At 38.3% G+C, this 21,927-nt stretch carries 23 protein-coding genes and 1 other annotated feature; of the genes, 21 read left to right on the top strand and 2 right to left on the bottom strand.

The annotated features are described in order from the left end of the window. The first annotated feature begins 212 nt into the window (after window positions 1–212). The 9 genes from AC3IS5_RS05510 (at window position 213) to pheA (ending at window position 6,032) form a co-directional block, all read left to right on the top strand. On the top strand, window positions 213–755 hold the full coding sequence (locus tag AC3IS5_RS05510) for a peptidoglycan DD-metalloendopeptidase family protein (RefSeq protein WP_489426906.1): 543 nt from the start codon (window positions 213–215) through the stop codon (window positions 753–755). Next, complete coding sequence (locus AC3IS5_RS05515; protein WP_489426907.1) at window positions 752–1,384, top strand: site-2 protease family protein; 633 nt, start codon at window positions 752–754, stop codon at window positions 1,382–1,384. The genes AC3IS5_RS05510 and AC3IS5_RS05515 overlap by 4 nt, the downstream gene beginning before the upstream one ends. Window positions 1,385–1,429: 45 nt before the next feature. Next, window positions 1,430–1,506: a sequence feature (ribosomal protein L21 leader region), on the top strand. Window positions 1,507–1,519: 13 nt separating this feature from the next. Then, on the top strand, window positions 1,520–1,828 hold the full coding sequence (rplU, locus tag AC3IS5_RS05520; RefSeq protein WP_038187403.1) for a 50S ribosomal protein L21: 309 nt from the start codon (window positions 1,520–1,522) through the stop codon (window positions 1,826–1,828). A gap of 15 nt (window positions 1,829–1,843) precedes the next feature. Continuing rightward, entirely contained in the window at window positions 1,844–2,182 is a 339-nt protein-coding gene (locus AC3IS5_RS05525) for a ribosomal-processing cysteine protease Prp (RefSeq protein ID WP_489426908.1), read from the top strand. 15 nt (window positions 2,183–2,197) lie between these two features. Further along, entirely contained in the window at window positions 2,198–2,491 is a 294-nt protein-coding gene (rpmA, locus tag AC3IS5_RS05530; RefSeq protein ID WP_038188306.1) for a 50S ribosomal protein L27, read from the top strand. A gap of 348 nt (window positions 2,492–2,839) precedes the next feature. Further along, entirely contained in the window at window positions 2,840–3,376 is a 537-nt protein-coding gene (locus tag AC3IS5_RS05535) for a Spo0B domain-containing protein (RefSeq protein ID WP_489426909.1), read from the top strand. Beyond that, complete coding sequence (obgE, locus tag AC3IS5_RS05540) at window positions 3,377–4,666, top strand: GTPase ObgE (RefSeq protein WP_489426910.1); 1,290 nt, start codon at window positions 3,377–3,379, stop codon at window positions 4,664–4,666. It begins immediately after the preceding gene. 19 nt (window positions 4,667–4,685) lie between these two features. Then, on the top strand, window positions 4,686–5,141 hold the full coding sequence (locus AC3IS5_RS05545; RefSeq protein WP_053416474.1) for an ACT domain-containing protein: 456 nt from the start codon (window positions 4,686–4,688) through the stop codon (window positions 5,139–5,141). A gap of 15 nt (window positions 5,142–5,156) precedes the next feature. Then, window positions 5,157–6,032, top strand: a complete 876-nt coding sequence (pheA, locus tag AC3IS5_RS05550) for a prephenate dehydratase (protein ID WP_489426911.1) — start codon at window positions 5,157–5,159, stop codon at window positions 6,030–6,032. A gap of 57 nt (window positions 6,033–6,089) precedes the next feature. Here the strand turns inward: pheA and AC3IS5_RS05555 are convergent, their stop codons facing one another. Continuing rightward, window positions 6,090–6,590 carry a transcription repressor NadR gene (locus tag AC3IS5_RS05555; RefSeq protein WP_489426912.1) on the bottom strand — a complete coding sequence of 167 codons (501 nt, stop codon included), beginning with the start codon at window positions 6,588–6,590 and terminating at the stop codon, window positions 6,090–6,092. Window positions 6,591–6,760: 170 nt separating this feature from the next. Here AC3IS5_RS05555 and AC3IS5_RS05560 point away from each other — a divergent pair, with 170 nt between their 5' ends. The 8 genes from AC3IS5_RS05560 (at window position 6,761) to AC3IS5_RS05595 (ending at window position 14,335) form a co-directional block, all read left to right on the top strand. Then, complete coding sequence (locus AC3IS5_RS05560) at window positions 6,761–8,251, top strand: LysM peptidoglycan-binding domain-containing protein (protein WP_489426913.1); 1,491 nt, start codon at window positions 6,761–6,763, stop codon at window positions 8,249–8,251. 1 nt (window position 8,252) lies between these two features. Further along, window positions 8,253–9,116 (top strand): phosphotransferase, encoded by an 864-nt coding sequence (locus tag AC3IS5_RS05565; RefSeq protein WP_489426914.1) that lies wholly within the window; start codon window positions 8,253–8,255, stop codon window positions 9,114–9,116. Window positions 9,117–9,279: 163 nt separating this feature from the next. Beyond that, the gene (gene ruvA, locus AC3IS5_RS05570; protein ID WP_489426915.1) at window positions 9,280–9,900 is read left to right on the top strand and encodes a Holliday junction branch migration protein RuvA; all 621 of its coding nucleotides are present in this window, start codon (window positions 9,280–9,282) and stop codon (window positions 9,898–9,900) included. A gap of 18 nt (window positions 9,901–9,918) precedes the next feature. After that, on the top strand, window positions 9,919–10,923 hold the full coding sequence (gene ruvB / locus AC3IS5_RS05575) for a Holliday junction branch migration DNA helicase RuvB (RefSeq protein WP_038187371.1): 1,005 nt from the start codon (window positions 9,919–9,921) through the stop codon (window positions 10,921–10,923). An 18-nt stretch (window positions 10,924–10,941) separates the two neighbouring features. Beyond that, window positions 10,942–11,994, top strand: a complete 1,053-nt coding sequence (gene queA / locus AC3IS5_RS05580) for a tRNA preQ1(34) S-adenosylmethionine ribosyltransferase-isomerase QueA (protein WP_489426916.1) — start codon at window positions 10,942–10,944, stop codon at window positions 11,992–11,994. A 3-nt stretch (window positions 11,995–11,997) separates the two neighbouring features. Beyond that, window positions 11,998–13,140: a tRNA guanosine(34) transglycosylase Tgt gene (gene tgt, locus AC3IS5_RS05585; protein ID WP_038187365.1), complete on the top strand. Its 1,143-nt coding sequence runs from the start codon at window positions 11,998–12,000 to the stop codon at window positions 13,138–13,140. A 44-nt stretch (window positions 13,141–13,184) separates the two neighbouring features. Continuing rightward, window positions 13,185–13,454 carry a preprotein translocase subunit YajC gene (yajC, locus tag AC3IS5_RS05590; protein ID WP_427726170.1) on the top strand — a complete coding sequence of 90 codons (270 nt, stop codon included), beginning with the start codon at window positions 13,185–13,187 and terminating at the stop codon, window positions 13,452–13,454. A 239-nt stretch (window positions 13,455–13,693) separates the two neighbouring features. Further along, window positions 13,694–14,335 carry a DUF421 domain-containing protein gene (locus AC3IS5_RS05595; protein WP_489426917.1) on the top strand — a complete coding sequence of 214 codons (642 nt, stop codon included), beginning with the start codon at window positions 13,694–13,696 and terminating at the stop codon, window positions 14,333–14,335. On the opposite strand, the gene AC3IS5_RS05600 is transcribed toward AC3IS5_RS05595, so the two are convergent. Continuing rightward, window positions 14,330–15,847, bottom strand: a complete 1,518-nt coding sequence (locus AC3IS5_RS05600) for a putative polysaccharide biosynthesis protein (protein WP_489426918.1) — start codon at window positions 15,845–15,847, stop codon at window positions 14,330–14,332. The two genes, AC3IS5_RS05595 and AC3IS5_RS05600, sit on opposite strands and share 6 nt — an antisense overlap. A gap of 94 nt (window positions 15,848–15,941) precedes the next feature. Here AC3IS5_RS05600 and AC3IS5_RS05605 point away from each other — a divergent pair, with 94 nt between their 5' ends. The 4 genes from AC3IS5_RS05605 to AC3IS5_RS05620 all read left to right on the top strand — a co-directional run bounded on the left by AC3IS5_RS05605 (window position 15,942) and on the right by AC3IS5_RS05620 (window position 21,912). Continuing rightward, entirely contained in the window at window positions 15,942–16,259 is a 318-nt protein-coding gene (locus tag AC3IS5_RS05605) for a post-transcriptional regulator (RefSeq protein ID WP_489426919.1), read from the top strand. Between the two features lie 280 nt (window positions 16,260–16,539). Then, entirely contained in the window at window positions 16,540–18,810 is a 2,271-nt protein-coding gene (secDF, locus tag AC3IS5_RS05610) for a protein translocase subunit SecDF (protein WP_489426920.1), read from the top strand. A 244-nt stretch (window positions 18,811–19,054) separates the two neighbouring features. Continuing rightward, window positions 19,055–21,400: a single-stranded-DNA-specific exonuclease RecJ gene (gene recJ / locus AC3IS5_RS05615; RefSeq protein ID WP_489426921.1), complete on the top strand. Its 2,346-nt coding sequence runs from the start codon at window positions 19,055–19,057 to the stop codon at window positions 21,398–21,400. Further along, window positions 21,400–21,912 carry an adenine phosphoribosyltransferase gene (locus tag AC3IS5_RS05620; protein ID WP_489426922.1) on the top strand — a complete coding sequence of 171 codons (513 nt, stop codon included), beginning with the start codon at window positions 21,400–21,402 and terminating at the stop codon, window positions 21,910–21,912. Before recJ ends, AC3IS5_RS05620 begins: the two co-directional genes overlap by 1 nt. The last annotated feature ends 15 nt before the right edge of the window (window positions 21,913–21,927 follow it).

The raw sequence follows: 21,927 nt of genomic DNA on the forward strand, positions 1-21,927 counted from the left end.
ACTACTCCACATTTAAAATGTGTAGAGTAGTCTTTTTGTTTTAGGGGAAAATGGAAGGTGGAAGTAGAGCTTGAATTTCAGTTATAGTACAAAAGAGTCTTTATAACTTTATTTATTTCTCTCCCTAAATAAAGTTTATATATAACATGTAAATGAATGAAGTACCTTCTCTACTCATATATTGCAATAAAGAATACTATGAGGTGAAGAGTTTGAAGAATAAATTGAAGTGGATTTTGGCATTCCTCATTACATTTAGTGTTGTTATGATTTCAACACTTGAAAAAAATGGTACGATGCAGACGAATATTAAGCAAATTACGAGTACGGGTGAAGATTTCGTGGTGCTACGAAATTGGACAAAGGGTTTACTTAATCCAGATGGTAAACAAGATGATTCAATTACTGTAACAGCTCCTTTATATGAGGGAGAGCTAGCAACATTTTCCACTTTACAGCCGTTCTCGAACGGTACTTTACTGTCTTATAAAGAGAATATTAGTATACGTGCCAAACAAGATGGACTTGTCATTTTCACTGGCCATACGCAATCGCTTGGGAAGACGATGACAGTCATTTATGAAGATGGTGAAAATGTTACGTATGGTTTTTTAGATGAATTGACAATATTACCGTACACCTCAGTTAAGGAAGGAGAAACAATTTCAAATTTAACGTCGGGACGTCTTTATCTACAAGTTGAGAATAAGGGTACTATGCTTGATTCAACCGCGATAAAAGAGTGGTTGAAGTGAGGGAGAAAATAAAAGTACTAAAATTTCGCATACATCCCACGATGATACCGATAATAATTATATTGTTGTTATCAGGTAATGTAGCTCACTATGCCATGATTCTCGGTTCATTACTTTGGCATGAATGCGGACATTTAATAGCTGCTAGCAAATATAAGCTCATCATTAAAGACTGTACGATTATGCCTTATGGAGGGGAAATAAGACTTGCGAAAACACAGTTGATTCGTAAAAAGCATAGGTTAGTAGTTGCGGCTGCTGGACCGATTGCTACTTTTTTTCTCTTGATTTTAGCTCTATTCATGCCAGGGGCGATACAAGAACCACTGGTATACATACAATTCTTCATTTTAATTATTAACCTATTGCCAATTTGGCCTTTAGATGGTGGCCGAATAATCGAAATCTTATTAAGCGGAAAACAACCCCTATATGAAATACATGAGTTTTTTTTAAAGTATTCAATTATTACATGTTTAGTGGTTCTACTGTGCTGTATTTTATTATTACCAAAGTCCGTATTTTTGCTCTTTTTATTTTTATTTATATTATTTCAAAATATAAAAGAATGGAGATATCGGAAATATACTAAAGCATTTGAAAAGTATGCGTTGAATATATTGACGTAATAGTTTCTATGTGGTAGTATTTTAATGTTATTGTTTGTAGCACCCGTGCTACTACAACCGCGCTGAAAAGGTTTTAAGTATCTTTCGGGATCACCTGATTGAGGGCGAGTCTGAGTTATAAGAGGAGGTGCAGATATGTACGCAATTATCGAAACTGGTGGTAAACAAATCAAAGTTGAAGCTGGCCAAGAAATCTACGTTGAGAAATTAAACGCAGAAGATGGTGAAGTGGTTACTTTTGACAAAGTTTTATTCGTAGGTGGCGAAGCGGTTAAAGTTGGTGCTCCATTCGTGGAAGGCGCTACTGTAACAGCTAAAGTTGAAAAACACGGTCGTCAAAAGAAAATCGTTGTTTTCAAACTTAAAGCTAAGAAAAACTACCGTCGTAAACAAGGTCACCGTCAACCTTACACTAAATTAGTGGTTGAAGCTATCAACGCTTAATAGTGAGGTGATTAAATGATCCAAGTAACGATTAATCACGATGAAAAAAGACATGTATCTTCATTTGAAATGAAAGGTCACGCAAATTTTGATGAATCAGGGAAAGATTTAGTGTGTGCAGGCGCATCAGCAATTGCTTTTGGCACTGTTAATGCCATGTACCAACTATTAAATGTTGAACCTACTATTCAGCAAGAGGGTGAAGGTGGATATCTCCACGTCACTTTGCCAGCCGATTTAGATGAAGAATTAGACAGTCGCTTACAATTAGTTGTTCAAACAATGGTTGCACAGTTGTATACAATTGTGCAAAGTTACGGACAATATATTAAGATATCATATTCCCAAATGTAGGAGGTGGAACAGATGATGTTATTAACTTTAGATCTTCAGTTTTTCGCTTCGAAAAAAGGGGTAGGTTCTACTAAGAACGGTCGTGACTCTGAGTCAAAACGCCTTGGAGCTAAACGTGCTGATGGTCAATTCGTTTCTGGTGGATCAATTCTTTACCGTCAACGCGGTACTAAAATTTATCCAGGTGAAAACGTTGGCCGCGGTGGAGACGATACACTTTTCGCAAAAGTTGACGGCGTAGTTAAATTTGAACGCTACGGTCGCGACAAGAAAAAAGTAAGTGTATACCCTGTCGCTCAAGAAGCTTAATTTCAAAAGCTAAGGACTGCATTTATTGCAGTCCTTTTTTAAATGAATAAGCAAGTATATAACTTTTAATCATGTCTAGGCATTAGTGCCTCCCTTTAAGTCGTTTCAAATCTTCAAGTGAAAGTAAGCAAGACACTTTCTCTTTGGACTTTCCAACGCTTGGCTGAGGTGAACGGGCACGATTGCACTTTTATTATTCACTGGTAAAAAGTATGTTTTTAGTAACCAGTTCCTGTTCTAAATCGGCTTTCGCTCAAGTTAGCGGAAGCCTTGTTTTTCTAATGCGAGAAAAACCGATGAAAAATTGGTATACTGAAGACTGAACATCTTATTGGAGGAGTGTGTACAATGACTGGAAAGCCTCTCACCGTAAATGAAGTGCTACGCTTTGCACACCATGATTTTTTAAATCAGCTTCAACTAATAAAGATTAATTTGGACATGGGACGTGTAGAGGAATCGAAGGAAGTAATTTCTGGAGTGGCCGAACAATGTCGTATCTTTTTCAATATTAATCAATTAGGATTACCAAAAACGATTGAATGGTTACACACATTGAAATGGCGTTATCCGTCCTATCAAGTAACTATCCAAAGTAACGTTGATTCTGAGGTGGATATAGCATTAGATGGACCGATCAAAGATCATTTAGAGCGGACTGTCTCCTATGTATATTCTTCATTAAACCCATATATAGAGCAAAATCTATCACTTCACATCAACTCAACGCAAGAACAATTAGAAATTTCATTTCATTTAAAAGGCTTATGGGATATGGAGCCATTCAAAGAAAAAATAGAGCATCAATCCATAATGATTAAAAATGATCATTTTACAAATGAAGATTGGTGTTATTGCATAGAAGCAAGCAAGGAGGGTATTTAAATGTTTGTAGATCACGTTAAAGTGTTTGTTAAAGGTGGAGACGGCGGAGATGGTATGGTTGCTTTCCGTCGCGAAAAATTTATACCAAATGGTGGCCCAGCAGGTGGCGATGGTGGTAACGGTGGAGACTTAATCTTTATCGTTGAAGAAGGACTACGTACATTAATGGATTTCCGTTATAAACGTCATTTTAAAGCAGAACGCGGTAATCATGGTATGAGTAAAAACCAACACGGTAAAAATGCGGAAGATTATTATGTAAAAGTGCCACCTGGTACAATCGTAACTTCTGAAGAAGATGGTAGAGTTATTGCTGATTTAGTAGAACATGGTCAAACAGCAGTTATTGCTCGTGGTGGACGTGGAGGACGAGGAAACTCTCGTTTTGCTACACCTTCAAATCCAGCGCCAGAACTTTCTGAAAAAGGCGAGCCAGGACAAGAACTTAATGTTATATTAGAGTTAAAGGTATTAGCAGATGTAGGTTTAGTTGGTTTCCCAAGTGTAGGTAAATCAACATTACTGTCAGTTGTTACTGCAGCAAAACCGAAAATTGGTGCGTATCATTTCACTACAATTGTGCCGAACTTAGGTATGGTTGAAACAGAGGACGGCCGTAGTTTCGCTATGGCAGATTTACCAGGATTAATCGAAGGAGCTCACCAAGGTGTAGGTTTAGGACATCAATTCCTACGTCATATTGAACGTACGCGAGTAATCGTGCATGTGATTGATATGTCTGGTATGGAAGGTCGCGATCCTTACGATGACTACTTAACGATTAACAAAGAATTAGAACAATATAATCTACGTTTAACAGAGCGTCCACAAATTATTGTTGCCAATAAAATGGACATGCCTGATGCGGAAGAAAACTTACAAGCGTTCCGTGAAAAAGTTGGAGAAGACGCGAGAATTTTCCCGATTTCTGCTGTTTCACGTAAAGGATTGAAAGAATTACTATTCGCTGTAGCAGACTTATTAGAAGTAACACCTGAATTTGCATTGAACGATGTGGAAGAAGAAGAAACGGATGCAACTGTTTTATACAAACATGAATCACAAGGTCCAGACTTCGAAATTTCACGTGACGATGATGGTTCTTACGTATTAAGTGGCTCTTCTATCGAAAGATTATTCAAAATGACTGACTTTAGTCGTGAAGATTCAATTCGACGCTTTGCTCGTCAATTACGTGGTATGGGCGTTGACGAAGCATTAAGAGAACGTGGCGCTGAAAACGGCGATATTGTTCGATTACTTGAATTCGAATTTGAATTTATAGAGTAAGTATTTAGGGGGGAAAGAGATGAAAAATGTAGCAGATCAACGCTATTATTTAGTACGCGAAGATGTTTTAACAGATGCCATGCAAAAGACACTTGATGCGAAGTATTTATTACAAACAGGTGCCGTTTCATCAATATGGGATGCTGTTAAGCAAGTAGATTTATCTCGTAGTGCATTTTATAAATACCGAGATGCTGTTTTCCCCTTCCACTCTATCGTTCAAGAACGTATTTTAACTGTTTTTTTACAGTTAGAAGACCGTAAAGGGACATTAGCACGTCTATTATCGACTGTCACAGATACACATTGTAATATCTTAACTATTCATCAAACGATTCCGATACAAGGAAGAGCGAACGTGACATTATCGTTAGATGTGACAGCAATGGATATAGAGTTAGATGATTTAATACAGCAACTAAAAAAATTAGATTTTGTAGAGTCAGCAGAGGTAATTAGTTCAGGAGCATTATAAGGGGGCTTTTTTGAATTGACATCAAAAGAGTGGGAAAATAGAGTGGCTTATTTAGGCCCAGCAGGCACGTTTACGTATTTAGCTACGCAAGAGTTATTTCCAAACGAATGGCTTATTCCTTACAAAACAATTCCAGAGTGCATTGAAGCGGTCGCATCCAGTCAAGTAGATTTAGCAGTAGTACCTGTAGAAAATGCACTTGAGGGATCTGTACCGTTAACGATTGACTATTTATATCATGAAGCGGATTTATATGTAGTTGGAGAAGTTTTATCTCCAATCGCACAACATTTAATGGTAAATCCAAAATACGCTGATCATTGGGAAGGCATTGAGGGTATATATTCACACCCTCATGCACTTGCTCAATGTCATAAATATTTGTACTACAGATTTAGAGGGACTCCGTTAAATCCAACGACATCGACGGCAGCGGCAGCACAGTATATAGCTGAAAACCCCGATCAATGTATTGCTGCAATTGGTAACAGTTCAGCTGCAGAAACGTATGGCTTAAACATTGTCCAAGATAATATTCATGATTTCCATTTTAATCATACACGCTTTTTCGTTCTATCTAGAACCAATCAACGGATTGAAAGGGAACATCGTGATGAACAAATAAAAACAACGGTAATGATTACATTACCTAATGACCGTTCAGGAGCATTACATCAAGTACTATCCGTATTTGCATGGCGTCAAATCAACTTAAGTAAAATCGAGTCAAGACCGTTAAAAACAGGTCTAGGTGACTATTTCTTTATCGTTGACGTACTAGAAGATGAAAATGCACCAATGATGAGAGGTGCGATGGATGAGCTATCTGCATTAGGATGCTCAGTAAAATCACTTGGCACTTATTATACATACAAAAATGGTCATGACTGAAAAACAGATTAAAAAAACTCTTAGCATTTTTGCTAAGAGTTTTTTGTATGCTGAAATTTAATTTGTCGTAATTAAAAAGCCTTTCGATTGTAATTGTTGTATGGCAAAATCTATTTTTTCTTCAGAGGAAGCAGAAATAAGATGGATATGAACCCCTTCTGTTAACTCCAATAGAAGATTCGATTTTGTATCGGCTAGCTTTTGCATAAATTGTTGAACGTCATGACGACTAGAGACCATGATGGAAGCAGTAATCTCTCCATATACGGCATGTTCTACAGTAACGTTTTTCACTGTGACTCCGGCATCGACAAATATATTTAATTCTTCTTCTGTATCGGCAGATGTATGCCGACATGCAATCTGGCGTTCACAACGGGTTGTATCTTCATTAGAAGTAAATAATACATACCCTTGACTTGTCGCCATAATCGGTACATTACGTGCTTTTAATAAGGCCATATCACTGACAATTACTTGTCTCGAAACACTGGTGCGTTTAGCAAGTTCAGTACCCGTAATTGGTTGTCCTTCTTGCTTAAGCATGTCCAAAAGCATTGATCTTCGTTCTTCTCCTAATAATTTTTTCATCTAAATCACCTCGAATACAAGCATAAATTGCCCTTCCCAACTCATAGTGTAACATGAAAGGCCCTCACTGAAATATAAAATCGGGTGACCAATTGTGAAAGCTTTTCATATGATACGAAGACGGAAGGAGGAAAAAAATGCGCACTCATACGGTCCAAAAAGGCGATACTCTATGGAAAATCGCAAGGCAGTATGGCATTTCTTTTGAAGATTTGAAACGCTTAAATGCTCATTTGGCGAATCCGGATTATATCGTACCGGGTATGGAAATTTTCTTGCCTGCTGTACCAAAGAAAGAAGCGCCGAATCAATCACATAAGGAGCACCCAGCAACAGGAGCGCCAATACATCAGCCAGTGAAAGAAGCACCGACACATCATGCGCCAACACATCATGCGCCAACACATCATGCGCCAACACATCATGCACCAACACATCATGTAAAAGAAGCACCAACTCATCATGTGAAAGAGGCACCAACTCATCATGTGAAAGAGGCACCAACTCATCATGTGAAAGAGGCACCAACTCATCATGTGAAAGAGGCACCAACTCATCATGTGAAAGAAGCGCCAACTCATCATGTGAAAGAAGCGCCAATACATCATGTGAAAGAAGCGCCAATTCAACATGTAAAAGAGGCACCTATTGTGGAGCCAGTACCAATTCCACATGTGCATCCACATGTACAACAACGTCCCGTCAAAACACGTATAGAGTTTGTTGAACAACATGAAGAGGAAATAATTATTCAACCGTTACGGGAAAATAAACCAGCACAACCAATACAAACAGGCCCATCAGGGGAGTTGCCACCAAGTGCACCACCACCAATTCCGCCAATGGTAATGCAACCTGTAATGCAACCATGTCCACCAGAAATGCCGCCATGTCCACCAATGGGGATGCAACCGTGTCCGCCATCAGAAATGCCACAGTGGGGAGGTGCAGTACAAATGCCAATGCCAATGCCGATGCCAATGCCAAATTGGCAAAATCAACAGCCATGGCCACCGATGGGGATGCAGCCGAGCCCGCCGATGGGGATGCAGCCAAGCCCACCAATGGGAATGCAGCCAAGCCCACCAATGGGAATGCAGCCAAGCCCACCAATGGGAATGCAGCCGAGCCCACCAATGGGAATGCCACAAAGTCCGCCAACAGGCTGGCAAATGCCTGAATCAACTAGAGATTGTGGATTTGATGAGTCTCCCTTTATGGGACATCATTATGGTCCGCTACAACCAATGCAACCTGAATGGCAGCAACCAATGCAACCGCAGTGGCCAGTTCAGGGACAACAATGGCAGCAACCTGACATGATGATGCCGAGTATGCCAAGTATGCCAAGTATGCCAATGCCGAGTATGCCGAGTATGCCAAGTATGCCAATGCCGAGTATGCCGAGTATGCCAAGTATGCCAAGTATGCCGAGTATGCCAAGTATGCCAAGTATGCCAAGTATGCCGAGTATGCCAAGTATGCCAATGCAATACTATCCAATGCCAATGCCAATGCCAATGCCGATGCCGATGCCAATGCCAATGCCAAATTGGAATACGTCTTCGTGCGGTTGTCAGCAACCACAACCGTACCCGCAGCCGAGAGCCTCTGTAGACTATAATTGATGTGAATCAAAGCGGTATTTTCAGGAGGGTTAAGCCAAACGTTTGGCAATGGACTATTAATGGGCATAATTATTCGATTAAACGCTACGCGAATAAAGGGACGGCTGACAAGGTTCGTATTGTTCATCAACAATTAAAAAAGGCAAAATTCCCGAATGTATTACCGGTTATTGCCAATGATGATCCTACTGCTATTGTGCAACCTTGGGCATCTAATGTGCGAGCAGTAAAATTTGATCGTATAGAAGAACGTACAAAGACATTAGATTTATTATATAAATTACATGCAACAAATAGTGACATTAATTGGTCTGAGTTCGGGGTATTTTTGCCACAATATGATTTACAATTGAAATGGCAGGATCGTTTGTCGAAATTCAAGGCTAAAAAAGAACAAATAGCTCAGTTTTTGGGCGCCCAAGCTGTAGATCAGCTTATTATATATGCGGAACAAGCGTTAAAGAGTATGCAACTACTAAAAAATAAAAAACCAACAATTCTGCATGGAGATGTTGTACATCATAATTTTCTAATGACGGAGAAAGGCAAGGTGTATTTGATTGATTTTGATTTAGCGGCAGTTGGTCATGCTGAAGATGAAATCATCATGTGGATGCATCGTGTACTTCCTCATGTCGATTATAATTTGCCTAAACTTTTAGAGGAGCAGCCACTTTTGCGGGGATTTCCGAAAGAGCACTTACTGGCGATTCGTTATCCTAACGAGCTGTTAAGAGAATGGCTTTATGTTGATGTCATTGCTACACAGCGCAAAGCGGCTTTCATCAAAGAACTTGTGGCATTTACAAAGGTGGCGCTCTCATCTTGGCCAAAATTATGGTATGATAGTGGAAGTGTGAAATAGAATAGGTGTTTGTCTTTTTTGGGAAAAGAAAATGACAAATAAAGCTTCAGATAGGTCGTTTAGGCGATCTATCTTTTTCTACTGCCATTTGGACAAAGGTCTGACATCCTAATTTAACAAATAATATGCTATAATCATAGCGTTGAATATAAGGGGAATTGCCATGTATGACTACATAATAGGACAAGTAACAAGAGTTACTCCAGAATATATTGTCATGGAGCAGCAAGGAATTGGCTGGCAATTATATACGCCAAATCCGTTTGCGTTTCATGTTCAAAAGGAATCACTGCAAGTCTTTACGCATCATCACATAAGAGAAGATGCACATCTTTTATTTGCTTTTAAATCACTAGAGCAGCGTGAACTATTCCGTAAACTGATACAAGTATCAGGTATTGGGCCTAAAGGAGCAATGGCCATTTTAGCAAGTGGCAACCCATCTCAAGTTATTCAAGCAATTGAACAAGAGGATGAAGTTTTCCTTGTAAAGTTCCCTGGAGTCGGAAAGAAAACTGCTCGCCAAATGATTCTAGATTTAAAAGGGAAACTAGATGCATTACTTGAAACTGTTGAGTTACCAAGTGGAGAAGATGAATTGCCACTATTCGGAGTAAATCCGAATAAGCATGAATTAGAAGAAGCATTACTAGCGCTAACGGCTTTAGGATATTCGGAGCGTGAGTTAACGAAAATTCGACCACAACTTGATGAAGATCATCAACTTTCATCAACTGAATCGTATATGAAGAAAGCCTTACAACTATTATTAAAACAAAAATAAAAGAAAGGAGGAATAGTTATGGACGAGCGCGTTGTATCGAGTGAGGTATCCAATTTTGATGAACAATTTGAACAGTCACTAAGACCACAAAACTTAGTTCAGTATATTGGGCAGCAAAAAGTAAAAGACAATTTGAAGATATTTATCGAAGCAGCGAGAATGCGGGAAGAGAGTCTGGATCATGTGCTTTTATACGGACCTCCAGGGCTCGGTAAAACGACTTTAGCGGCTGTTATTGCTAATGAGATGAATGTCCAAATTCGCATGACGAGTGGACCAGCTATAGAGCGTCCAGGAGATTTAGCTGCAATCGTTAGTTCTTTAGAACCGGGGGATGTTCTATTTATCGATGAAATTCATCGTCTACCCCGAGCGATTGAGGAAGTACTGTACCCCGCAATGGAAGACTTTTGTTTAGATATTGTCGTGGGGAAAGGTCCTGCAGCGCGATCTGTTCGACTTGACTTACCTCCTTTTACATTAGTAGGAGCAACTACAAGAGCAGGAGCATTATCAGCTCCCCTTCGAGACCGCTTCGGCGTGTTGTTACGACTGGAATATTATGACGAGCTTTCTTTAACAGAAATTGTTTGTAGAAGTGCTGTGCTTTTTGATGTGAACATTGATAAAATAGCAGCAAGAGAAATTGCTCGCCGGTCTCGTGGGACACCTCGTGTCGCAAACCGATTACTAAAAAGAGTTAGAGACTATGCACAAGTTATTGGAGACGGGGATATTACACTAGAAATGGCACAAGCTGCACTAGAGTTGTTACAAGTCGATCCGTTAGGTTTAGATCATATCGATCACAAATTAATTTCTACGATGATTGAACGTTTCCGAGGTGGTCCTGTTGGTTTAGATACGATTGCAGCAAGTATTGGGGAAGAATCAATGACAATTGAAGATGTCTATGAGCCCTATTTAATGCAGATTGGTTTCATTCAGCGAACACCAAGAGGGCGCTTAGCTACTACACTAGCTTATGAGCATTTTGGCTATCCATTGCCATCACAAACATAAAACAAAAGGAAGTTAATAATGAAATTAGAAGACTTTGATTTTGAACTACCAGAAGAGTTAATTGCACAAACACCACTAGAAGACCGCACCTCAAGCCGTTTAATGATAGTAGATAGTGATTCAGGTGAAGTGACACATCATACTTTCCGTGATATTATCGAAGAACTACACGAAGGTGATTGCCTTGTCTTAAATGATACACGTGTATTACCTGCACGCTTAATGGGTGTAAAGGAAGAAACAGGCGCGCATGTTGAAATATTACTATTAAAACAAACGTCAAATGAAGATGAATGGGAAACGCTAGTGAAACCTGCAAAACGTGTGAAAGTAGGAACTGAAATTACTTTCGGTGAAGGTCTGCTAAAAGCGACGTGTACAGGTGAGTTAGATCATGGTGGAAGACTATTTAAATTCAACTACGAAGGAATCTTCTATGAAATTTTAGACCAACTTGGAGAAATGCCTCTACCACCATATATTCGTGAAAAATTAGATGATCAAGATCGTTATCAAACCGTTTTTGCGAAGGAACGTGGTTCAGCAGCGGCTCCTACAGCAGGTCTGCACTTCACAACAACCTTATTAGATGAAATTCGTGCAAAAGGTGTTAAAGTGGCTTTCGTAACATTGCATGTAGGATTAGGAACATTCCGTCCTGTTAATGTTGAGACGATAGAAACACATGCAATGCACTCTGAATTTTATAATCTAACAGAAGAAAACGCAGCTATTATTAATGATACAAAAATAAATGGTGGCCGTGTTATCGCAGTAGGTACAACATCTACTCGTACACTTGAAACAATAGCAGAACGCCATGATGGTAAGATTGTAGCTGATAGTGGTTGGACTTCGATTTTCATCTACCCAGGTTTTGAATACAAAGCAATTGACGGTTTAATTACAAACTTCCATTTACCAAAATCAACGCTAGTTATGTTAGTGAGTGCATTAACAACCCGTGAAATAATATTAAATGCTTACAATATCGCAGTACAAGAACGCTATCGCTTCTTTAGCTTTGGCGATGCGATGTTTATCCGCCCAAAAGCACAGAAAGGAAATTAATCAATGTCTCAAGCAATCAGATATGAGCTAATTAAAACAGATAAACAAACAGGCGCACGCCTTGGTATCGTGCATACTCCGCACGGTTCATTCGAGACACCAGCATTTATGCCAGTAGGTACTCAAGCATCTGTTAAAACAATGTCTCCAGAAGAAGTAAAAGATATGGGAGCAGGAATTATTTTAAGTAACACGTACCATCTATGGCTTCGTCCTGGTCACGAAATTGTTCGTGAAGCAGGAGGTCTCCATAAATTTATGAACTGGGATCGTCCAATTTTAACGGATTCTGGTGGCTTCCAAGTATTTAGCTTAAGTCATATTCGTAAGATTGAAGAAGAAGGCGTTCATTTCCGTAATCACTTAAATGGTGATAAACTATTCTTAAGCCCTGAAAAAGCGATGGAAATTCAAAATGCACTTGGTGCAGATATCATGATGGCATTTGATGAATGTCCTCCGTTCCCAGCTACTTTTGAATATATGAAAGCGAGCGTGGAACGTACTTCTCGCTGGGCAGAACGTTGTCTAGAAGCTCATGCCCGTCCACAAGACCAAGGTCTCTTTGGTATCGTACAGGGTGGAGAATTTGAAGAGTTACGTAAGCAATCTGCAAAGGATCTTGTATCAATGGATTTCCCAGGCTACGCTATAGGCGGTCTATCAGTAGGGGAACCAAAAGATATCATGAACCGTATGCTTGAATATACAACACCGTTATTACCAGCAGAAAAACCACGTTATTTAATGGGAGTAGGTTCTCCTGACTCATTAATCGATGGTGCAATTCGCGGTATTGACATGTTTGACTGCGTATTACCAACACGTATTGCTCGTAATGGTACATGCATGACAAGCGAAGGTCGATTAGTGATCAAAAATGCGAAATTCGCAAGAGACTTTGGTCCACTTGATCCGAACTGTGATTGCTATACTTGCCGCAATTATTCACGTGCGTATATTCGCCACTTGTTGAAAGCGGAAGAAACATTTGGAATCCGATTAACTTCTTATCATAATTTATATTTCTTACAAGATTTAATGAGAAACGTAAGACAAGCGATCCGTGAAGATCGTCTTGGTGATTTCCGAGAAGAGTTTTTTGAAGCATATGGTTTCAACAAACCAAATGCAAAAAATTTCTGATTCTTGTATACTATTGAAAGAAATAGAAAGGGGGATTTTATACAATGGAAATTTTAACAGGTATTGGCCCAATTATTCTTATGTTTGGTGTGATGTATTTACTATTAATCCGTCCAGCACAAAAACAACGTAAGAAAACATCTCAAATGCAAAATAGTTTATCACGTGGCAATCAAATCGTGACAATCGGTGGATTGCACGGTGAAGTTGACGCGGTTGACGATACAACAGTTGTTATCAAAGTTGCTGATGGCACAAAACTACGTTTCGAGCGCGCAGCAGTAGGTCGCATCGTTGAAGATGCAACAAACTAATTAAATGCGTTTAAAAGGACTATTCCACACTTATTGTGTGAAGTAGTCCTTTTTTTGTGGAAAAATAGTTGAAGTAAGTGCTTATCATAAAGTTGTAAGAAAGGATTTAATGAAAGCGTCGAACAATTATATCTTTAAAATATGTGGACAATAGTATAAAAAGTAGCATGTTCGAAATCAATGTTTTTTGTATAAATCGTTCAATTTTACACATTCTATTTTTAAAAAAGGAGTCGTGTATGAACGATTTATTAATTATCGCATTTCGTACCTTCTTTTTATATTTTCTTATTTTGATTATTTTTCGCCTCATGGGAAAACGCGAGGTTGGCGAGCTTAGTATGATTGATCTCGTCATATTCGTACTCATCGCAGAAGTTGCGGCATTTGCTATTGATGATCCGCAGCGGAAGTTATTTGAATCAGTTCTGCCGATGATTATGTTGCTCGTCATTCAAGTTGTCTTGTCATATATAACTTTAAAAAATAAAAAGATTCGTGATTTAATTGATGGTGATCCGGTTACGATCATTCGAGATGGCGTCATTATGGAAAGTGAAATGAGGAAACAACGTTATAATCTAAATGATTTATTCCAGCAGTTAAGAGAACAGCAGGTAGGCTCTATACAGCAAGTTTCTTACGCTTTCTTAGAGCCATCTGGTAACCTTTCTGTTTTTGTTAAAGATGAAGATCCACCCGTATTACCATTAATTATTGATGGGGAGGTACAAGAGCGCCATCTCAAGTTAACACAAAGAACAGAAGAATGGTTAATGGAAAAGCTATTGGAACAAAATATCACTGACGTTACAGAAATATTCTATTGCTGTTTTGAGAAGAATGAATTGCACGTACAAAAAAAGGAAACGGCATCATAGCCGTTTCCTAATTGTTCTTGTTAAATACATAAAATCACGCCATCTAATTTGATTAAATAGTATCAAAAGTACAGAAAGTATTCCTAAGGTTATAGCGCTATTCCAGATAACAGAAAGACCTGCAGTAGGCATTAGCATGGTTCGGAATACGACTACGAAAATGAATATGCCATATGGGACGACAAATAATCGGAAGCCCGTATGCAAATATTTCTTCTGACGTATAGTTGCGATATGTAAAAAGGATGTGACGAGAACACCGAAACCAATCGCAATGACCGCACCTTTTTCTTGTAAACCTGACTGAGAAGCGAGAACGAACATGATAAACAGTTTACCTATACCACCATATACAGCATTCATCATAGCAGCATTCGCCTCATCTACAGCCTGTAGAATCGAATTTAGTGGACTTTGAATATAATAAAAGAAAAAGACAGGTGATAATAATTTTACATAGCCGCGATTTTCTTGTAGGTGAAAAAGCTTCATTGCAAGTTCATCACCGTGAATGAAAAAATATGTAGCCGCAAAACAGCCTACAAGTGTCGATAATCGAAGTGAAATTTGGACACGATCTTTTAATAACCTGTGATTGCCACGAGCCACAGCATCACTTACAGCAGGTATAAGCACAACTGATAGAGCATATGGCACAAAAGCTGGGAATAATAATAATGGAACAAGCACACCAGAAATGACCCCATATAATTTTGTTGCAACGACAGTTGTCATGCCTGCTAAGGTTAGCGCCTTTAAAAAGATAATAGGCTCTAAAAACCATGTGAATGTACCAAAAATTTTACTTCCAGTTGAGGGAAGAGCCACTTTTAATATTGGATTTGGTGGATAATACTCTTTTGATGGCTGTAGAACACCTGAACGCTTTACTTTTCGATAATGCCAATACAGATAGAGGAAAGCGACGGCTTCAGCAATTGCTGTAATGACCATAGCAAACCCTGCAGTTAGAGCTGGTTCTTCGACATTTACGCCATAAGGTAACAAAAAAGTAATAAGAATAATACGGATAACTTGTTCCATTGTTTGAGACCAAGCTGTTTCTGCAATGCGTGCTAGTCCTTGAAAGAAAGATTTGAGCAGTGCGGATGCGGCGGCAACTGGAACCGTTGCCAAGCCAACATATAAAATAAGCATGGTCTGTCCGTCATGAAGTAAATTGTTGGACAAATACGGAATGAAAAGCATTATCAAAGGAAATAAGATAATACCTGCAAGAAAGGTCAATAAAGTAGCTGTTCTCATTACAGCACTTAATTGTTCTTTCTTTTTTTTCGCGTGCAGTTCAGCGATAATTTTCGCCACAGCAATTGGAATGCCGAGTTGGATTAGGGATAGGAAGAAAATAAAAGCCGGATATGCCGCCATATACGTGCCGACGGCCTCTTCGCCCGCAACCCTCATAAATTGCATTCGATACAAGAAACCCAAGAGCTTAGATAAGAACACAGCACCCATTAATAAAAAAGTGCCATGAAAAAAAGAAGTCAATACTATCCCTTCCTTCTCAATTCAAGAAAATTCGTATACAATTATCCTATGCAAGAACAGAAGCGGATAAAACTACCATAAAGGAAGTGAAATGATGGCGATCGAGTACGAGGCTTTATTTCAAAAGTTTTTACCAGCTTTAATTAGTAAAAGAAATGAATTTATCATGCAAGGTTTTAAAACGGTAACAGTAGAGGACATATGGGATGTATGTGTAAAAAAGAAATGGCGCAAGCGCAATATTCAGACGTTGCGTCCTTATGAAATGGTTGAGGATTTATTTTCTCTAACTACTGCACAATATATGACCTATACTCAAATCGAAGAATCAAAGACATCTAATTGGTTCTCAGAATTAAATCAAGATGAATTACAACTGCTGTTACATGGGAATGGTAGTGAAGAACCTTAAAGAAAATTTTTATATAAATAAAAAAGGGTCAATTTGACAGTAGAGTCCACCTGTTTCATAATAGACCTGTTAAGTTTTAAAATTTGATGTTGTACGAATGAAACAAATTTTTTTACTAAAAAACATTTTACAATACTTTTTATATCAGTTTTCATAATTTATGAGCATTTAGTCTCGAAGTTTTTACAAGCTTTATGAATAAATTCGTGTCATAATATAGATTATTAAGTAAAATGTTTTAAAAGTCATACCGCTGTATTTGTTTGAGGAGGAAGTTTGAATGAAATTAAGAAGCCGTATCGTTGCTTTTTTACTACTAGTAGTTGTTTTAGGTGCAACGATGAGTACGACTGTTCAAGGAGTCTTGAACAATATAAAACTAGGCCTTGATTTACAAGGTGGTTTTGAAGTTCTTTATCAAGTAGAGCCGTTAAATGGTGGTCCGGATATTACAGAAAATGATGTGAAGGATACTGCACAAGCATTATCACGACGTGTAAATGCACTTGGTGTTAATGAACCGAGCATTCAAATTGAAGGTAAAGACCGCATCCGTGTTCAGTTAGCAGGTGTTGAAGATCAAGAATCTGCTCGTGAATTACTTTCAACTGAGGCCAATTTAACATTCCGTGATGTTAACGATAACATCTTGTTAGACGGAAATGATTTGAAACAAGGCGGTGCATCTGGTTCATTTGACGACCAGAATCGTCCTATTGTTACTTTAAAATTAAAAGATCCAGCAAAATTTGCTGAAGTAACAGGGAAAATTGCAGCTATGGGAGAACCAAATAACTTATTAGTCATTTGGTTAGACTTTGAGGAAGGTAAAGACTCTTACGCAGAAGAAGTTAAAAAGGCAAAACCTAAATTTGTTTCTGACCCTCGCGTAACGCAAGTCATCAATTCATCAGACGTTCAAATTTCAGGTGCATTTACTGTTCAGGAAACAAAAGATTTATCTGGTATTTTAAATGCTGGTGCATTACCAGTTAAATTAGTTGAGACATATTCGACTTCAGTAGGAGCACAATTCGGTGATCAAGCGCTGAAAAGTACGATTTTTGCAAGTCTAGTTGGTATTGGATTAATCTTTATCTTTATGCTTGTATATTATCGTCTACCAGGATTAGTAGCGAATTTAACATTAGTAATCTTCACATTCTTAGTACTTGTTATCTTTGACTGGATTAATGCGGTTCTTACGCTACCAGGTATCGCAGCAATTGTACTTGGGGTAGGGATGGCTGTAGATGCCAATATCATAATGTACGAGCGTATTCGTGAGGAATTACGAGTTGGTAAGACCATAAAGGCAGCATTTAATTCAGGTTCGAAATCTTCATTCTCAGCTATTTTCGATGCCAATATTACAACGCTTCTTGCAGCTGCAGTATTATTTATCTTCGGGACAAGCTCTGTTAAAGGTTTCGCAACAACATTAATGATCAGTATTTTAGTCAGCTTTATCACTGCTGTTTGGGGAACTCGTATTTTACTAGGCTTACTAGTAAACAGCGGATACTTTGATGGGAAAACTGGTTGGTTTGGCGTAAGTAAAAAGAAAGTTCACAAAATTGAAGAAGGCGTAGATACATTAGATTTAACAACACGCTTTGATAAGTTGGATTTTGTTCATAATCGTAAAAAATACTACGCAGCTTCGTTAATCTTCATTATTGTCGGGTTTACTGTTCTAGGAATATTCAAGCTTAACTTAGGAATTGATTTCTCAAGTGGTACTCGTGTCGAAGTTAAAGCTGAGCATCAGTTAACGAAAGAAGAAGTTTCTGATACTATCGCCAAACTTAAATTTGAATCAGATGATATCGTAATTTCTGGTGAAAATAAAGACATTGGAGTTATTCGATATAAAGATGACTTTTCAAAAGAAGAAGTTAAAAAAGTAAAAGCTGAATTTAAAAAAGAATTTGGTCACGAACCAAGTATTAGCACAGTATCTCCAACAATTGGACGAGAGTTAGTGAAAAATGCAATTAAAGCATTATCAATTGCAGCTCTTGGCATCATCATTTATGTTGCCTTCCGTTTCGAATGGCGCATGGGTGTCGGTGCAATTGTATCATTACTGCATGACGTATTCTTTATGGTCGCGTTATTTAGTTTCTTCCGTCTAGAAGTGGATATTACGTTTATCGCCGCTGTATTAACGATCGTTGGTTATTCAATAAACGATACAATTGTAACGTTTGACCGTATTCGTGAAAATTTACATCGTGTTGGTAAAATTAAAGATTCAGAAGAGCTTGCCAACATTGTTAATAAATCACTTCGTCAAACTTTAGGACGATCTGTAAATACAGTATTAACAGTAATTGTTGTTGTAGTTGCATTATTGTTCTTAGGTGCACCTTCAATCCAAAACTTCTCGATTGCATTACTAATCGGGTTAATTACGGGTATGTATTCGTCGATCTTTATCGCAGCCCAAGTTTGGTTCTCATTGAAAAAACGCCAAATGAAAAAGCAAGGTAATTTAGACGTTGGTAAAAAGAAAAAACAATGGGGCACTGACGAGCCAGTCGTATAATTAAGTACGAAAATGTTCAGCTCACTTAAACTACTCTGCACTTTAAAAGTGTAGAGTAGTTTTTTGTGGATTTAGAGCTTTAGTTAAAGTTTGTTTTATCAGTATTAGAAAGTAAACAAATAGAGATGTACGGGCATGTTGGTTAAATCTTTTTATAACGCGACTAACCTTCAAGTTGCTTTGTCTAAAGGTTTTTTTCGTAAGTTAAATTAGGTATAATGAAACGCATGAGGAAGTGACGTAAATGGTAATGACAACAAAAAGATGGCGAATCGAAAGACCAGATGAAATGCTAGTAAAGACATTTCAAAAAGAACTCGGTATACCTGCAATTTCAGCGAAAATATTAGCAGCACGTGGTTTCGATACAGTCGAATCTGCACGTGCCTTTTTAAATATTGATCATCAATCTACAAACGATCCATTCCTAATGTACGGGATGCAACAAGCGGTCGATCGTATTCATCAAGCAATCAATAATGATGAGAAAATACTTGTCTATGGTGATTATGATGCTGATGGAATTACGAGTACAGCTGTAATGATGACAGTTTTGAGAGACTTAGGTGCGAAAGTAGAACACAAAATTCCCAATCGTTTTACCGATGGCTATGGCCCTAGCGAACGATTATTCCGCGAAGCTCATGAGCGAGAGTTCAAATTAATTATCACGGTTGATAATGGTATTTCAGGCAATCATGAAGTACAAGTGGCAAAAGAGCTTGGTATGGACGTTATTGTGACAGATCATCATGAAATAGGAGACGAATTGCCCTCAGCTGATGTCATCATTCACCCGAGACACCCAAATGGGGAGTATCCTTTTGGTGAGCTTGCAGGTGTTGGTGTAGCATTTAAAGTGGCACATGCTCTATATGGGGAATTTCCAAAACATCTGCTAGAATTTGTAGCGATAGGTACAATAGCTGATTTAGTGCCTTTATTAGATGAAAACCGTTATTTAGTAAAGCAAGGTATTCTAGCCCTGCAGAAATCAACAAGACCTTCGATAAAGGCATTATGCACAGTAGCAGGTACAAAGCAAAATGACATTACAGAAGAGACGATAGGTTTTGGATTTGGACCAAGATTAAATGCCTTAGGGCGCCTTGGTGATGCCAATCCCGGTGTAGATTTCTTACTTGAAGAAGATGAGGCAAGTGCAGCGACAATGGCGAGCCTTTTAAATGATAAAAACAAAGAGCGCCAAGGAATTGTTTCTGATATTACTGAGCAAGCTGTTGCTATGGTTGAAAATATCGATGAAATCCGAAATTCGCAAGTACTTGTTATAGCTGAAGAAGGCTGGAATCCAGGCGTAGTAGGAATAGTAGCTTCTAGACTTGTTGAAAAATATTATAAACCAACAATTATCTTATGCATTGATATTGAAAAAGGGATAGCAAAAGGTTCAGCGCGTAGTATTGAAGGCTTTAATATGTATCAAGAACTTGCAAAGAATCGTGATATTTTACCTGCATTCGGCGGACATCCAATGGCAGCTGGTATGACACTGGCAATGGAAGATGTAGATGAATTGCGTGAACGACTAGATATACAAGCAAGAGAATGTTTGACTGAAGAAGACCTAATTCCTATTCTTCAAGTAGATATTCCTCTGAAAATAGATGAGATTGATACGGATTCAATTGCAGAAGTAAGGGAATTAGCCCCGTTTGGAATGGGTTTTCCAAAACCTATGTATGGTATTGAAGATGAACACATTCAATCGATGCGAAAAATTGGTGCCAATGAAGATCATTTGAAAATGGAAATTGGTCAACCGGATGCTACCATTGATGCAGTTGGCTTCCATAAAGGATATCTTGCAGATGAGCTTACGTATGGCATTAACGTTTCTTTTGCAGGTGATTTACAAATTAATGAATGGAATGGCAGAAAGAAGCCACAGTTTATGATTTCAGACGTACGTACGGATGAATGGCAGCTATTCGACTTACGTGGAATAAGACAAGTTGCAAGATGGTTGCAAACAGTACCGGTAGAGGAATCTACATTTATAGCATTTAAGCCTGATACAATGCAGTATTATGAATCTTTAATTCCGAAGAAAATTATGCCATATAGTCAAGAGTTATTACTAGAAGATGTTAGCCCTTTTATCGTCTTATTAGATATGCCACAAGATGTTCAAATGCTAGAGGCCCTATTAACGAAAGTAAAACCGACTCGAATTTATGCGCATTTTTATATTCCGGATTCGCATTATTTTGATGGTATGCCGACGCGTGAACAGTTTGGTTGGTACTATACGTTTTTAAATAAAAGACGAGAATTCCATCTAAGACAGCATTTGAATGATTTAGCGAAGCATAAAGGGTGGAGTCGTGATATGTTAATTTTCATGACCCAGGTGTTTTTTGAACTTGGATTTGTTACAATAGAAAACGGACTTGCAAAAATTGTAGAAGGTGCGCCAAAAAAACAATTATCAAGTGCCAACGTTTATAAAACACGCGCACAACAAATGGACTTAGAACAGACTTTGTTGTATGCACCATATAAAGATTTAAGACAGTGGTTTGATGCGAGATTATCCGCTCAAACAGTTTTTGAGGAGGAACAATAATGGATTTAAAACAATATGTGACTGTCGTTGAAGACTGGCCAAAAGAAGGCATTTCTTTCAAAGATATTACAACAATCATGGATAATGGAAAAGCATATAAATACGCAACAGATCAAATCGTGGAATATGCGAAAAAAGTAGGCGCTGAATTAATCGTTGGCCCTGAAGCACGTGGATTCATTACAGGATGCCCTGTTGCTTATGCTTTAGAAATCGGTTTTGCACCTGTTCGTAAACCAGGTAAATTACCTCGTGAAGTAATTAGTGCTGATTACGGTTTGGAATATGGTAAAGACACATTAACAATGCACAAAGATGCTGTTAAACCTGGTCAAAAAGTATTAATCGTGGATGATTTACTTGCAACTGGAGGAACTGTAGAAGCAGCTATCCAACTTATTGAAGAATTAGGTGGCGAAGTAGTAGGTTGTGCATTCTTAATCGAATTAGAAGAGTTAAACGGTCGTGATAAGATTAAAGGGCATGATATATTTACATTAATGAAATACTAATAAATTGACCTCTTT

The organism is Viridibacillus sp. KH_047 (assembly GCF_057838945.1).

What these genes read in the sequence shown, in the direction of transcription:
- rplU (WP_038187403.1), top strand. Translation starts at nt 1,520, where the DNA reads ATGTACGCAATTATCGAAACTGGTGGTAAACAAATCAAAGTTGAAGCT.
- AC3IS5_RS05525 (WP_489426908.1), top strand. Translation starts at nt 1,844, where the DNA reads ATGATCCAAGTAACGATTAATCACGATGAAAAAAGACATGTATCTTCA.
- rpmA (WP_038188306.1), top strand. Translation starts at nt 2,198, where the DNA reads ATGTTATTAACTTTAGATCTTCAGTTTTTCGCTTCGAAAAAAGGGGTA.
- AC3IS5_RS05535 (WP_489426909.1), top strand. Translation starts at nt 2,840, where the DNA reads ATGACTGGAAAGCCTCTCACCGTAAATGAAGTGCTACGCTTTGCACAC.
- obgE (WP_489426910.1), top strand. Translation starts at nt 3,377, where the DNA reads ATGTTTGTAGATCACGTTAAAGTGTTTGTTAAAGGTGGAGACGGCGGA.
- AC3IS5_RS05545 (WP_053416474.1), top strand. Translation starts at nt 4,686, where the DNA reads ATGAAAAATGTAGCAGATCAACGCTATTATTTAGTACGCGAAGATGTT.
- AC3IS5_RS05555 (WP_489426912.1), bottom strand. Translation starts at nt 6,590, where the DNA reads ATGCTTTTGGACATGCTTAAGCAAGAAGGACAACCAATTACGGGTACT.
- AC3IS5_RS05560 (WP_489426913.1), top strand. Translation starts at nt 6,761, where the DNA reads ATGCGCACTCATACGGTCCAAAAAGGCGATACTCTATGGAAAATCGCA.
- ruvA (WP_489426915.1), top strand. Translation starts at nt 9,280, where the DNA reads ATGTATGACTACATAATAGGACAAGTAACAAGAGTTACTCCAGAATAT.
- ruvB (WP_038187371.1), top strand. Translation starts at nt 9,919, where the DNA reads ATGGACGAGCGCGTTGTATCGAGTGAGGTATCCAATTTTGATGAACAA.
- queA (WP_489426916.1), top strand. Translation starts at nt 10,942, where the DNA reads ATGAAATTAGAAGACTTTGATTTTGAACTACCAGAAGAGTTAATTGCA.
- tgt (WP_038187365.1), top strand. Translation starts at nt 11,998, where the DNA reads ATGTCTCAAGCAATCAGATATGAGCTAATTAAAACAGATAAACAAACA.
- yajC (WP_427726170.1), top strand. Translation starts at nt 13,185, where the DNA reads ATGGAAATTTTAACAGGTATTGGCCCAATTATTCTTATGTTTGGTGTG.
- AC3IS5_RS05595 (WP_489426917.1), top strand. Translation starts at nt 13,694, where the DNA reads ATGAACGATTTATTAATTATCGCATTTCGTACCTTCTTTTTATATTTT.
- AC3IS5_RS05605 (WP_489426919.1), top strand. Translation starts at nt 15,942, where the DNA reads ATGGCGATCGAGTACGAGGCTTTATTTCAAAAGTTTTTACCAGCTTTA.
- secDF (WP_489426920.1), top strand. Translation starts at nt 16,540, where the DNA reads ATGAAATTAAGAAGCCGTATCGTTGCTTTTTTACTACTAGTAGTTGTT.
- recJ (WP_489426921.1), top strand. Translation starts at nt 19,055, where the DNA reads ATGGTAATGACAACAAAAAGATGGCGAATCGAAAGACCAGATGAAATG.
- AC3IS5_RS05620 (WP_489426922.1), top strand. Translation starts at nt 21,400, where the DNA reads ATGGATTTAAAACAATATGTGACTGTCGTTGAAGACTGGCCAAAAGAA.